The sequence below is a fragment of the Shewanella sp. MTB7 genome (assembly GCF_027571385.1).
GTDB lineage: Bacteria > Pseudomonadota > Gammaproteobacteria > Enterobacterales > Shewanellaceae > Shewanella.
On record NZ_CP085636.1, the window covers coordinates 3,417,642 to 3,431,641 of the forward strand.

At 42.8% G+C, this 14,000-nt stretch carries 9 protein-coding genes; 3 read left to right on the forward strand and 6 right to left on the reverse strand.

Translation table 11 applies throughout. The features are described 5' to 3' along the window. Positions 1-37 precede the first annotated feature (37 nt). The 6 genes from HWQ47_RS14705 to HWQ47_RS14730 all read right to left on the reverse strand — a co-directional run bounded on the left by HWQ47_RS14705 (position 38) and on the right by HWQ47_RS14730 (position 5,274). Positions 38-523 carry a hypothetical protein gene (locus HWQ47_RS14705; protein WP_269966837.1) on the reverse strand — a complete coding sequence of 162 codons (486 nt, stop codon included), beginning with the start codon at positions 521-523 and terminating at the stop codon, positions 38-40. Next, positions 520-1,500 (reverse strand): Vgb family protein, encoded by a 981-nt coding sequence (locus tag HWQ47_RS14710; protein ID WP_269966838.1) that lies wholly within the window; start codon positions 1,498-1,500, stop codon positions 520-522. Before HWQ47_RS14710 ends, HWQ47_RS14705 begins: the two co-directional genes overlap by 4 nt. 14 nt (positions 1,501-1,514) lie before the next feature. Beyond that, a complete protein-coding gene (locus tag HWQ47_RS14715; protein WP_269966839.1) occupies positions 1,515-2,939 on the reverse strand; it encodes a virginiamycin B lyase family protein in 1,425 nt (474 codons plus the stop codon). A gap of 50 nt (positions 2,940-2,989) precedes the next feature. Next, positions 2,990-3,229 (reverse strand): acyl carrier protein, encoded by a 240-nt coding sequence (locus tag HWQ47_RS14720; protein ID WP_269966840.1) that lies wholly within the window; start codon positions 3,227-3,229, stop codon positions 2,990-2,992. Positions 3,230-3,304: 75 nt separating this feature from the next. Continuing rightward, the gene (locus tag HWQ47_RS14725) at positions 3,305-4,375 is read right to left on the reverse strand and encodes a beta-ketoacyl synthase N-terminal-like domain-containing protein (protein WP_269966841.1); all 1,071 of its coding nucleotides are present in this window, start codon (positions 4,373-4,375) and stop codon (positions 3,305-3,307) included. A gap of 518 nt (positions 4,376-4,893) precedes the next feature. Continuing rightward, positions 4,894-5,274, reverse strand: a complete 381-nt coding sequence (locus HWQ47_RS14730) for a hypothetical protein (protein WP_269966842.1) — start codon at positions 5,272-5,274, stop codon at positions 4,894-4,896. A gap of 684 nt (positions 5,275-5,958) precedes the next feature. On the opposite strand from HWQ47_RS14730, the gene HWQ47_RS14735 reads away from it, so the two are divergent. The 3 genes from HWQ47_RS14735 (at position 5,959) to recB (ending at position 13,999) form a co-directional block, all read left to right on the forward strand. Next, on the forward strand, positions 5,959-6,462 hold the full coding sequence (locus HWQ47_RS14735; RefSeq protein WP_269966843.1) for a hypothetical protein: 504 nt from the start codon (positions 5,959-5,961) through the stop codon (positions 6,460-6,462). Positions 6,463-6,647: 185 nt separating this feature from the next. Continuing rightward, positions 6,648-10,301: an exodeoxyribonuclease V subunit gamma gene (gene recC, locus HWQ47_RS14740; RefSeq protein WP_269966844.1), complete on the forward strand. Its 3,654-nt coding sequence runs from the start codon at positions 6,648-6,650 to the stop codon at positions 10,299-10,301. A gap of 2 nt (positions 10,302-10,303) precedes the next feature. Then, entirely contained in the window at positions 10,304-13,999 is a 3,696-nt protein-coding gene (recB, locus tag HWQ47_RS14745; RefSeq protein WP_269966845.1) for an exodeoxyribonuclease V subunit beta, read from the forward strand. Position 14,000 lies beyond the last annotated feature (1 nt).

A 14,000-nucleotide genomic window follows, 5' to 3' on the forward strand; every position in this document is an offset into this window, starting at 1 on the left:
ATAAAACCTCCATCAATTTTTTGGAAAGTATCATTAATTACACAGGTAAGTTGTATTCCAGTAAATCTTTAAGGGCCAACATTGTTTGTCTGCTATTTGCACATAAAAGCCGAGCAATATGACCATTTACATCTTCCACTTTTTCTAACCCCTCCATTTCTTTAATAACTGCAATTGCTTTATCTTCGATTGATTCAAAATAATGTCGACTTTCAACTATTGTTCCACCATCTGAATCATTTTTAAATTTCCAATAACCAAAATGAAGTTTTAAAAATGGTGGAGGATTAGATTGAAAATAATAAATAATATCCTCCATTTTTGAACGTACCGATTTAAATGTAGCAAGATTACCTTTTGTCATTACGTGCATGATTAAATGTTGAACATCAAACTCCTCATAAATAATATCGACTTTCTCTACATGTTTTGCTACCTCAGGCCAATTTTCCAATCGCCAATATGCATTAAACACCACATCTTTATTTACCAAATAATGAACTTGGGTTTCTACTGTATTCATATGCCCTCTATATCTATTTTTGAAATACGATTTGCCCCCTGTTGGGTAAACCAAATGTTGCCATCTTGAGCAAAAGTAATTCCCATCGGTTTGGCTCCCCGCACTGGCATTTCTACAAAATCAAATTGCTCAGTACTTTGATCAAATACCGCCACCTGATTGCCGCCAACATCCCCCATACCACCACCATCGGAAACCCAAATACGCGCTTGGTTATCTAGTGCCAACTTAACCGGTTGACTTTTATCTCCTGGTAACTTGAACTCTTTCCATTGACCTGAATCCGGCATAAATTTAGCAATAGAACCTGCGCCTCCTTGTGCCACCCAAATGTTGTCTTTATGCAGCATTAAGCCAATGGGTTGAGCTGTAGGTGTCGGCGTGAAAAACACCTCGAAAGCCATAGTGCCAAGGTCCAATTTTGCGAGATAACTACGCTCATCGTTAGCGCAACTTATCCACAATGCATCCCTTTGTGCGTCATATACCGCTTGCATCGGATTGCTATCTTGTCTAGGAAGTAGATAGCCTTTAAAGCTAGCCGTCTCAGGATTAAATAGACTAATTTGATTTGCGCCCAACTGGGTCATCCATAGTCTATTTTTACCATCCAATACTAAACTGCTTGGTAAAGCAGACTCCTTTGCTAATGGGTATTCAATCACCTCACCGGAATCTGGATTTATTTTGGCCAGACTATTACCCCTAAATAGCGCCGCCCAAAGTGTGCCATCTTCCTCAACCGCTAATCCAACAGGCATACTTGACGGTGTGGATAATTCATATTCACGGAATTCTTTACTGTGAATATTGACTGCCCCTATTTTATTACCCAACATTTCCGTGAACCAAAGCCAACCCGCCTTATCCTCCAAAAGGTTATTTCCTGGCCAAGAGCCAGGTGTCGGAACTTTATAATCGGTCACATTAAAGTTAGTTTTATTTACATCCGAACTATTGACACCAGTTTTATTCATATCACTTTTATAATCTATTTTTTTTTAACACTTCCACTTGAATGTTGAGTTAATAAAGTTGAACTATCACTTTTCGATAATTTACTCAATGCATCTTTGGCAATTAATTCATCAGCCAGCTTTGGATCAAAACGACCAATTTTATTACCCATTTGTTCGGTGAACCAAACAATGCCATTCTTATCTACCGTTATACCACCAGGTCGTGAATCAACTGTGGGTATTTTATATTCAGTGATCTTTCCTGTTTTAGTATCCATTTTCCCAATTGAATTACCATATACTTGCGTAAACCAAAGGTTATCATCAGCATCAGGATATACTTTAAACGGTGCAGTAAATGGTGTAGGAATACTGTATTCAACAATTTTATCACCGACGACTTTGGCGACTTTATTGCCGACCATCTCCACAAAGTAAACGGTACCATCAGAGGTTTCGGCAATACCTGCGGGGCGCGCAAGCTTAGTTGGAATATGTAAACGAACAAACTCTTCAGTTTTGGTATCGTAATAACCGATTTCATTTGCTACCCGAGCGGTATACCAAATACGCTGTTGGGAGTCGACAAAAATGGTTCTGGGTTCAGAATCTTCATCAGGTAGTTCAATCTCCTTAATCTTTCCCTCTTTGTCGATATAGCCGATGCGGTTACCGTAACGTTCCGCAAACCAGATATTGCCTTTCTTATCGATATCAACCCCAAGGGCATAACCACCTTTTGTGGGGATCTGATGTTCCACCATATTACCTTGTGGATCTAACACCCCAATACGATTGGTAAATCGTTCAGTGAAATAGATGTTGCCATCATCATCCATCACCAAGGAGTCCACACCAATTTTCTCATCTCCGTCTTTTGACGTTGGCGTCGCATACTCAACAAATTGACCATCTGGACTCAAGCGACCAAGTTTGTTCTGTGACGGAATATCCTCAAAGCCATAAAAATCACCACCGCCTTCCGTAAACCAGATATTGTCATCCACTTTACTGGCGATAATCATTCTGGGAACGCTGTTCATCGTCGGCACCACATATTCAGTAAATGCTGGCTGATAAGCGTGATCCGGCTCACTAGCCATACTGCCATCTTCATTACGCACGGTAATTTTTCCCCGCATAAAGAAATGACGATGGCAGATATAATCATAAACTCCGGCCTTGTTGAATTCATAGCTCCATTCATTACCGACGTTTACATCCTCAGAAAACAGTGTGATCTCTCGGTCCATGACAATGTGATACATATCTGGACCTGCATTTCGCCAAGTAACTGTATCTCCAATTTTTATATCCAAACTTGTATTGTCAAAATAGGGCGGCGCGTCTGTCATATTGATCACATGGGTTTTCGCCGCATAAACATTGAGTGCAAACATACTGCACGTTAATACCAGACCTGCGCTGAGTAGGCGCTTTTTAATCAATAGATTCACTTTGATTATCCTTTCGTTAATGAAGTACACGCACTCCCTGCAAGCTTTCGCTAATTAGCAGAAAATACAGCTCTTACTCTCCCTACAACATCGGCAACAGTTTCAGCCCCCGCCAGAAACAGCCTTTGCTGATCGATCTTTAATTCTTTTCTAATCCCAGCTTCCAGTTCAACAACTTCCGTAGAATCCATATCAAAGTCATAGGTCAGATGCTGATTCATATGAACCGCCTCTTCCAAACACAATACTTTTTTAATTGTTTTCTTTACGGTTATCTCCACAATATCCATATTCGTTCCCTTCATTTTTATTCAAAGCTAATTTAAAAATACTCTTCAATGACTAAAAATTTATTACTAAAATATTTATTCAAGCAAATCGTTAGGATGACTAAGCGTAATTGCACTCAAACATTGATGCCCAACTGAAATAACTAATACTCTTGAATGTTTGTTGCTTTTTATAAATTCAGCTGAAGCAATAACAGCTGCGGCACTATTTACAGCCAACCCATCACCGATGATTTCATCAAGATCTATGATCTTCAGTTCTTCTGAGTTAAGCGTCTGGAAAATGAGTTTAACCACATCAGATTTTGTAGAAACATCATCGTTAATACTCAATACAACTAAACTTATATTCTCTTTATCCTGAACTGTTAATATGGTTTCTAGCATCTGTTTCATCTCATACTTACAGCTTTTACTCGAAGCTAGAACGGGTCTTGATATTTCATTGCAAAGCACTGGACGATTATCATTTATCGCTGTTTGCAAGGTTACTTTTTCAAGTATGAGCATTGCAGCACCTTCACATAAACGGTCACTATTCCAATAAGCTTTGCGATAAGCAGCTTCGACAAATGGTGTCACGGGAGCCTCAACGGCACCACATAGCACCAGTTGAACACTCGCCCTGGCTCTATCTAACCCCATACCGATAGCTTGGGCACCACCACATCGATCTGTGGTCACCGTTTTAGCCAGGCCAGCCACTTTCAAATGAATTGAGATCTGTCCTTGCGGCGCTGCGGGAAACCATGCGGAAGCCAGATAAGGGCTAATATCAAGCAATCCTTCACTATGTAACTTACGTAGTTGAGGTTCGGTGTATGTCCAACCTCCCGTCATGTTTCCTAGGAATATCTCACAGCCATAAATCTGCTTTTCATCAAGAGCACCATCTTCAAAACAGGACTGAGCTGCCATAATCGCCAACAATGAAAATCGATCCATCTTCTTTCCGTCCCGACGAGTTAATACCTTATTCTCAGCCATTATCGAGTTGGATACCTGCTTGTACTCTGGTTGAAAAGCCTGTCCCTCCATCAAGCAGTCAACCAGCTTGTTATTTTTTTGAACGACACCGAAAAATATACTGGTTGCCCTTACCGTTATAACGTCAGCCAAAATAAATCCTCTCAGTTTACAATTCATTTAACTTCTTATGAACTCAATCCCTACAAGCTCACTATAAATTTAACTAGACTAGTTAATTATCCTGAATTATTCGTTAACAACAAAACTAAAACGATAGTTACATGATTTCAACTAATTTATAGTTTTCAGGATAATTTATAACAGTTAACAGATAACACTATTAATATTGATATCAGTTAACCGTTAATTAATTATTGCACCAACCCTAGACATTGTTATTTAATTTAACAAAGGAGACGTGAATAGGAGGCATATAGTGTAATAAAATAGTGATCCAAAATCATTATTACCAGATATTATTAATCGACATAGATATAACAGAAGAGAATAATTCAATTGACAAAAAACTCCCCCGCAATAGAAGGGAAACTAATGAAATTAACTAGAGCTACACCAAAAACACTTTCACACAGGTGGTTAATTACCCTAATTTCCTTTCAAAAAATCAAGTTTACCCTTTAACTTAATGAATCTAGTATCTAACCAGAAACAAATACGTCAACCAAGTTACTTTATCAATCTTGATACATACAGGTTTGTATATGGAACTTAGCAAGAGACGAAACAATAAAATTAATGTCGCTAATATCTCGAACCTTACGAGATATCGCACTGGGCTTAACCTGAAACTCTTTCGCCACTTCTGATTGTTCCATCCCCTCGACCAAATGAGCAAAAACAGCCCCTTTAACAGGAAGAGAACTGGACTTCGTCAAACTAAAAAGTAATTCCAAATATCCTTTTGGTACCTTTCCAGCTGTTAACCGTCGCATCTGATGATCTACTTTAGAGTTATAAGACTCATCATCTGAAACTTCAGAAAAGTATTTATCTACCACACATTCAACAGCTTTCGCTATGTCTTTAACAAAACTATCCCTTCTTAATTCACTCATATAAATATCCTTATTAACTTACATATACTAATCTCAGAACAACAGCATGTGTGTTAATTTTTACCACTACAGTCAATCCTGCCTGCAGTAACGAGAAGTGGCATAACTATCGCGTTCTCGGACTACTTACGAATCTAAACATACAAAATACTGTGTAATACAAGATAAAAGCTGAAGAAGCTCAATTAGTCTCAAATACCTAGCACTTAGGTAGACATATCAAGCTAAATACCAAACATAACTTGTTGAATAATGAGTTTCCCACGGGGATATAATTTATATCCTTTCAGTCTAAAAAATATAAACACTTATCTAATCGTCCCGTTTTGGGAAATAACAACACTGTCACAGTTAACATTTTAAATGAATGTCAGCTAAAGATTTAAACATCTACACCGATTGATATTTAACATTCCCATCTACATTGATATGAATAACTCGCTAACCAATTGCATTTTCAAACATCATTTTTACTGCTCACTAAATAAAACGCCAAACAGACCTAACCTTAATGGCTATTCAAGGCTATTGATGTGGCGTTATAAAAAAATTCAAGTAGAAAGTATTGTAAAATCGCTTTTTTGAGGAGATATTAAGACAGACTAACGAATCAATAACTAAGAGTCGGTTTCCCCTAAATGATACTTTTTTTTGCTGACTCATCAACTCTATAAAGAGATAAACATGCACAATCGAACTTTATTGCTTATCTATGTCATTATTATCAATGTGCTGCTAACAGCTTGTTCTACAACAATTTCAGCTACTTCCCCAACATCACCACAGGTTATTTTTGTCTGTGAGCACGGTAATGTCAAAAGTCTAATGGCGGCGACATATTTCAATGACCTTGCCCAAGCTCGCAACCTTTCCTATCGCGCAATCTCCCGTGGCATAGCCCCAGATTCTGATTCTGTCCCCACACCCATCATTTCCGAATTAAACACCGATGGTTTTGATGTTTCCAGCTACAGTCCCAAGAAAATTAAATTAACCGATTTGAACTCTGCTGCTCATATAATTTTTATTGGAACAGTGCTTTCTACAAGCGCTTCTAACACACAAGCTAAGACTGAAACATGGACAGATGTTCCACCCGCCTCGGTTGACTACGCAGCCGCTCGGGATTCCATAAAAGCTCATATAAAATCATTAATAGATAAACTTGAGTCTGACAAGTTACACTAAAATGCATTCGGTAGCCCTTAACGCTTAAGGCTATTTCCCTCTATTGGTTTGATATTGTCCGAACATACTCAATTACCACTAAATACCAAGAGTTTAAGTAGACTTACCAAGCTAAACACCTAGAATGGTTGACTTAGGTGAGTTCCTCTCATCGGAATATTAATGCTATTTTCCTAGGAATATTCATGCTCTATCTAGTTCAATCTAATCGAATGGAAGCCCTCTCAGCACAACTTGCCGAGGAGTTAAAAACGCCAATCCCTGGAATGCCACTATTAATGCCTGAACAGATATTGGTTCAAAGCCCAGGAATGTCCACTTGGTTAAGACTAGAGATAGCCAGCAAGAACAAGATCGCCGCCGCATTAGAATTTCCGCTGCCGTCTAGCTTTATCTGGCAACTTTGCCACATACTCTTGCCCGATGTGCCTAAAGAGAACGCGTTCACTAAACCATCGATGACCTGGAAACTGATGGAGTTGCTGCCTGAGCTGCTCAATATCGACGCATTTGCTCCGTTGAATAACTACCTCAACGCAGCTAACCGTACTGGAGAGATAAAAGAAGAACCGCTGAAACTATTTCAGCTTTGCGGCCAAATCGCAGATATCTTCGATCAATACTTGGTTTATAGGCCAGATTGGATAGCGGCTTGGGAAGCCAATGAACCTACTTTGCCTCCCAGAGGGGACAAACTGGATCCTTCACAGACTTGGCAACCTATTTTGTGGCGCGCGCTCATCGAATTTAATAATGAACGTCTTAACAAGAGTCGTTATCACAGGGCAAACTTGCATCAATCTCTGTTTGATGCACTCGATGATCCCAATACTGATCTCGACGGGCTACCAAGGCGTTTATTCGTGTTTGGCATCTCATCCATGGCGCCACAAACCTTAGATGTGCTTTATCATCTGGCCAAACGTATTGATGTGATCATGTTAAATTTAAGTCCTTGTCAGCACTATTGGGGCGACATTGTCGATCCCCGCCTACGTGCACGTATGGCACTTGAATACGCTAACAAGCATAAGCTTGAAACCCTATGGGAAGATAAACTCGAAGTGGGCAATCCCCTACTTGCCAATAATGGCAAAATGGGACGTGAACTACTGGATCTTATTTTGGAGCTTCCTGAGGAGCACACCAACTTTAATTTTGAGTGTTACCAAGACCCCGGCATAGAGAGCCTACTTCAAGGCATACAACATGATATTCTCGAACTCGAAACCCGTGATAGAAGCTTAGGGCCAGATGCATCACTCTACCTTACACTCGAGGGTCGCCGTACTCTGGCAAGCAATGATGACTCGCTAACATTGAGAAGTTGCCACAGCCCACTGCGTGAGATTGAAACTCTGCACGATCATCTATTGGAGATGCTCTCCCGTGAGCCTATCAATCCAGATGATCCACTGCTGGCCAAAGACATCGTTATCATGCTTCCCGATGTGGCCGCATATGCACCCTATATTGATGCGGTCTTTTCAGCAAAACAGGGCGCGCACTATATTCCCTACGCCATTGCCGACAGAGGCGCGGCGCAGGAATCACCGCTAATCAACAGCTTTCTGCATATTCTGTCCATCAATCAAAGTCGTTTTGGGCTAACGGATATCTTAGGCATTTTAGAAGTGCCTGCTGTACTAAGACGCTTCGAGCTTGATGATGAAGCCCTAATGATGATCCGCCACTGGCTCGAACAAGCAGGCGTGCGTTGGGGACGTGATGAAACCAGTCGCGCGGCGCAATCACTGCCAGCATTCGATAAAAACTCTTGGGCCTTTGGCATTAAACGCCTCATCTTAGGTTATGCCTTTAGCGATGACGCAGCGCTGTATCAAGACACCTTAACCGTGGCCGGCATCGAAGGACAATCGGCTCAAGCATTAGGAAAACTACTGAACTTTATCGAAGCCTTAGATGAGTATCGCCTGCAACTTGCGCAGAACTGTGACATTGAAGTGCGTATGGCGCAGCTGACTCAATTACTAGAAGATTTCTATGAAGTTGATGACGAAGAGCGTATGCAGCTACAAGCCATTCGTGAGGCGATAAGCAAACTCAAAACTGAGCTTAATGAGGCAGGACAAGTCACTCCGCTTAACACGCAAGTGCTGCAAAACTGGTTTAATAGTACATTAAGTGAATCTCGCGTTGGTCAAAGATACTTAGCCGGTAGCGTTAACTTTTGTACCTTGATGCCGATGCGCTCTATCCCCTTTAAGGTGGTTTGTTTAGTTGGCATGAATGATGGCATCTACCCGAGAGTACAACATCCAGTGGGATTTGATCTGGTGGCACAATTTGGCCCACGAAAAGGCGACCGCTCGCGCCGTTTAGATGACAGATACCTGTTTTTAGAGGCGATACTTTCCGCCCGCGAGCAACTTTACATCAGCTATATCGGTCACAGTGAGCGTGATAACTCGGAGCGGATCCCCTCAATGTTAGTCTCTGAGTTGGTTGAATATTGCCAGCTCTGTTATCTACCTGAAGCATTCAACAAGCTTGATAGAAGTGACGATGAGACGATAGTCAAGGTGATCCCCGCTATTGAGAAAGCTGTCCACCAACAGTTATTGATTGAGCAGCCACTGCAACCTTTCGATGAACGCCTTTACTTAAGTCAAGATCCAGAATCATCTATACAAGAGTCGTCAGCCTCTACTTCATTAAAACAATCGGCGCTCAAACAGAGCGGTCTTAAACAAAGTTATTCGGCCCAGTGGTGTCCAGCAACACCTCCTGCAGATGCAAAAGAGTTGGATCTAACAAACAGGTTACTTAAAAAGAGTGACACGCCACGTTTTATTGAAACTGGGGTGAACATCACTCAAGTCAACGAGCAACGAGATAGTCTAGATACTGAAGAGTTGGAGGTTTCCGCGCTCATTCGCTTCTTCAGAAATCCAGCGCAGTACTTTTTCAATCGCAGTCTAAAAGTTGATTTAGGACTCAATATCCAAGCAGATGATAACGATGAGCCCTTTAGCTTAAATGCACTAGAGCGCTATAAGTTGCAAGCCAATCTACTGGATAATGCTATCTCACAAAATCTTGAAACACCTGATGCGGTATTACTGCAACGGCTAAAAGCCAGCGGTGAACTGCCACTGCAACCCTTTGATGATCTGTTACTTGGCCAATATCTCAATGACATAAAACCCATCATTGGTCGCACGCTTTATCTGCGGGGTGAAAATCAGCACTCACAGGATATCGAGCTTGCCTTTACTCAAGCAGATGGCCTAAATGATGCCATCACATTAGTGGGACGCATAGATGACCTCTGTGCTAAGGGCTTAGTCAATTACCGCCCCGGCACCGCCAATGGCCGTGACTTAATTCGCGTTTACTTAAGGCATTTGTGTATTTGTGCCATGAAAGATGCTGTGCTAGCTGATGCTGCTAACAGTACTACTGGTCAAGTCTGCGGCAAACAGCATATCAGTTACCTGCTTGATATCGGTCATTTCCACGCATTTCATGGGGTGACATCAGAGCAAGCTAAGGCGCTATTGAGTCTTTGGTTATGTCACTTTCAATCAGGACAGCTGCACCCTTTAATGTTTATGCCCAGAACCGCCCTCGCCTATGTCGAAGCAGAAGGGGAACATGGTGAGAAACTTATCGAAGCACAAAGTCAGTGGAAAGATGAACAAAATCAGCTGGGTGAAGGCTTTGAGCCTCATTATCAACGTCTTTTCAGTTTCCCTGATGATTTCACAGAAGACAGATTCGGACAGATTGCCATGACACTGCTCAGCCCTATGCTCAGCCTGTATCACAAAGACAAACTTAGCGAGTTGTCTGCATTTGTTGAAGGGGGCGCTTAATCATGACGTCGACTAATACAGAACATCAAAATGCTAATGCTCAACAGCGTAGTAAATCACTCGGCTCAGTACCGTTAAACACCCTTACCCTGCCCTTTGGCGGCAGTCGCTTAATTGAGGCCAGCGCGGGTACAGGTAAAACCTTCACTATCGCGGGTTTATATGTGCGTTTACTCTTGGGTCATGAGATACCAAAACCACTAACCTGTGAGCAAATTTTGGTGGTGACCTTCACCAATGCAGCCACGGGTGAACTTAGAGATCGTATCCGCCGCAAGATCCAACTGGCATACCGTTGTTTTATCGGTTTAGACACAGGTGATGAGCTGATAGAATCTCTCTATCGACTCACGCCAGAATCAGAGCGTCCACTCGCGCTCAAACGGCTCGACTTGGCACTAAAATCACTCGATGAAGCCTCCATTTTTACCATTCACGGCTTTTGTCAGCGCATATTGGCCGACATGGCATTTGAGTCATCCTTGCTATTTGAGTCTGAATTTACCTTAGATGACAGTGAGTTTTTGCATCACGCGGTGCGCGATTTTTGGCGGGAGCACTGTTACCCACTGCCCATCTATTTAGCCGAAATTATCCAGAAGAAATTTAGTGATCCCGATGCACTGTCCAAGCAACTCAGGCCATTGCTTGGAGCAAGTCAGGCCACAGCCCTGCCGATACCCCAGCCCTTTGATAAACTGCAGCAAACATTAACTCAAAGTTTGAGTCGCCTTAAACTTATTTGGCCGCGAGAACGTGAGAACATCGAAGGCTTACTGCACGCATTACCACTGAGTGGCGTGAGATTCGGTAAAAAGCCTGATGGTTATCCGAAACTGGCTAAAATGCTTGATTACATGGACAACTGGTGCAAATTCAGTGAAAGTCTGCCGCCATTGAAAGTAATGGAATGCCTCTCTTTAAGTGAGCTTAAACTTAACAAGGGCGGCGAAATACCCACGCCAGAGCAAGCACCAGTGTTAGATCATATCGAGCGTTTGTGCGGGCTTATCACTGATTTTATCCCAAGCTTTCTCTATTGTGCCCAAAGCGGGATCGCAAAGCGTTTTTCTCAGCAAAAATCTGAGCGGAATTTATTGACTCCAGATGATCTGCTCATCACCCTCGAAAATGCACTGCGCCCTGACGAAAACAGCCCGTCCTCTTTAGCAAGCACCATTGCTAAACGATTTCCTATCGCGCTGATTGATGAGTTTCAGGATACCGATCCACTACAATTTGCTATTTTTAGCCGTATCTATCAGATGCAAGAGCAGCCGACCGAACTCGATGATAAATCGGGGGCAGACAACTTAAGTCTGCTGATGATTGGCGATCCTAAACAGGCCATTTATGCCTTCAGGGGCGCGGATATTCACACCTATATCCAAGCTAGAGAACAAACTAAGGATCACTATAATCTCGACACTAACTATCGCTCCAGTCGCAACATGATAGTGGGCGTCAATGCCCTGTTTGAAAATCGAGACGAACCTTTTATCAGCGAGGCTATCCCATTTGAGCCCGTACAGCCCTCGCCCTTTGCCGATAAAAAGGTGTTTATTGAGCGTACCAATGACTCATCGGCACTCAAAATCAAACTGCTAAGTGAAGATCCTGAAAAGGGATTGAATAAAACCACCGCCAGAAAGCGATTGGCAGAAGATGCCGCAGCCGAAATATGCAGATTGCTCACCGAGGCACAAGCTGGCGAGTGCACCATTAGCGGCGCGCCACTAAAAGCCAAAGACATTGCCGTGCTGGTGCGCGACAGAAATGAAGCTGCCGTGATTAAAAAGTCTTTGTCTAATCGGCAAATTGGCGCGGTTTTCTTAAGTCGAGATAGCGTATTTAATACCTTAGAGGCCCGTGAAATGGCCTTGGTGTTGCACGCACTTGCCACACCAAAAGATGAGCGTGCGCTGCGCTCAGCCTTAGCCACCTCCCTACTTGGTTATGACGCGCTGGCGATCCACAGTTTTAACCAAGATGAGATGGTTAGACAGACCTTGCTTGAACAATTTGATACCTTGCATCATAGCTGGTTACGACGGGGGATCATGCCTGCGTTGCTGAATCTGGCCAATGAGACCAAGCTTATTGAACGCCTGCTTCGAGGTGAAGATGGCGAGCGACGCTTAACCGACTTCAGACATTTAGCCGAACTACTGCAACAAAAAGCCACTGAACTCGATGGCATAAGTGCACTGGTTAACTGGTATGAACAGGCTCTTATCGACAACAATACTAGTGAAGAAGCACAGCTACGGCTCGAAAGTGAACAGAATCTAGTTCAAATCGTCACGATTCATAAAAGTAAGGGACTTGAATATCCGGTCTGTTTTATCCCCTTTGTCAGCTTAGCGAGGGATAACCGTCGCAAACCAGCCCCGATGCTTTACCATGAAAAGAATAAATTGGTATGGGATATCAACCAAACCGATGAGGGCTGGGAGCGTCATAAACGCGAAAACCTCGCCGAAGATCTGCGCCTGCTGTATGTAGCCATGACGCGTCCTGTGTATCAGTGTTATCTCTATGTGGCCAACCACAGTCGCTTCACTAAGAAAGCGGGGATCACCAGCCAACTGAATGAAACCGGAATAGGCTATTTGCTCGGTATCGAAAACAAAGCCTGTGAGTTCGCACTCATTGAGTCTCAAGCTAACAAACTGAAATGTGATGCCATTAGTGTCACCGAGATGGATGATCTTGCCTCGACTCATGCGTTAGGCAATACCTCGGACTATCAATCGACTCTAGCCCCTAAAGAGCTTAAGCGTAAACTCTATACGCCATGGCGTGTGGGCAGTTACTCTGGGCTAGTGAAAGACCTGCCCCATGAGCATATTGCCCCTGGCGCTGATGATGAAGCTTTTCCTGAACTTGAGATCATTCAAGATGAGGTCGACCCAACACCGTCTCGATTCACTTTCGAACGCGGTGCCAACGCGGGTAGCTTTATGCACTTAGTGCTGGAGCTGATTGACTTTACTCAAGCTGAAGCTGAACTCCCAGTTCAACTGCCTATTGCCATGGAAAAGTACGGTATCGACGAGAGCTGGTATGAGGTGCTTTATACTTGGTATCTAGACTTGCTTGACTCTCCGCTTATAGCTGATGGCACTCCACTAGCCGCTGATGGCTCTCTGAAATTGGCTCAACTTACTAATTCTCAAAAGTTAGTAGAGATGGAGTTCTACCTGCCCATTAATCAGCTGAGTGCAGTAAGACTCAATGAGCTACTTGAACATTTTGGTTACAGTGCAGGCTTGAGTTTTGAATCTCTCAAGGGGATGCTCAAGGGCTTTATTGATCTAACCTTCGAACACCAGGGCCAGTTCTATATTGCTGATTACAAGTCTAACCATCTGGGTGATGATTTTACTCATTATGGTGTTGATGCGATGCGCGGCGCAATTCGTAGCCATAGATATGACCTCCAGTACATCATCTACACCTTGGCTTTACACCGATACCTGCGATTGAGAATGCCACATTATAATTACGATCAACATATTGGCGGCAGTTATTATCTCTTCCTGCGTGGCATGTCTGTCAATGCACCACTCTCAGGCGTTTTCTATGATAAACCGCCACAGGCACTTATCAAATCTCTCGATGAGTTGTTCGATCGTGAACTCTCAATTAACACGCCTTTCTATCCAAGCAACCCAAATCAAGCCAATGGAGCTTAAG

What these genes read in the sequence shown, in the direction of transcription:
- HWQ47_RS14705 (WP_269966837.1), bottom strand. Translation starts at nt 523, where the DNA reads ATGAATACAGTAGAAACCCAAGTTCATTATTTGGTAAATAAAGATGTG.
- HWQ47_RS14710 (WP_269966838.1), bottom strand. Translation starts at nt 1,500, where the DNA reads ATGAATAAAACTGGTGTCAATAGTTCGGATGTAAATAAAACTAACTTT.
- HWQ47_RS14720 (WP_269966840.1), bottom strand. Translation starts at nt 3,229, where the DNA reads ATGGATATTGTGGAGATAACCGTAAAGAAAACAATTAAAAAAGTATTG.
- HWQ47_RS14725 (WP_269966841.1), bottom strand. Translation starts at nt 4,375, where the DNA reads ATGAATTGTAAACTGAGAGGATTTATTTTGGCTGACGTTATAACGGTA.
- HWQ47_RS14730 (WP_269966842.1), bottom strand. Translation starts at nt 5,274, where the DNA reads ATGAGTGAATTAAGAAGGGATAGTTTTGTTAAAGACATAGCGAAAGCT.
- HWQ47_RS14735 (WP_269966843.1), top strand. Translation starts at nt 5,959, where the DNA reads ATGCACAATCGAACTTTATTGCTTATCTATGTCATTATTATCAATGTG.
- recC (WP_269966844.1), top strand. Translation starts at nt 6,648, where the DNA reads ATGCTCTATCTAGTTCAATCTAATCGAATGGAAGCCCTCTCAGCACAA.
- recB (WP_269966845.1), top strand. Translation starts at nt 10,304, where the DNA reads ATGACGTCGACTAATACAGAACATCAAAATGCTAATGCTCAACAGCGT.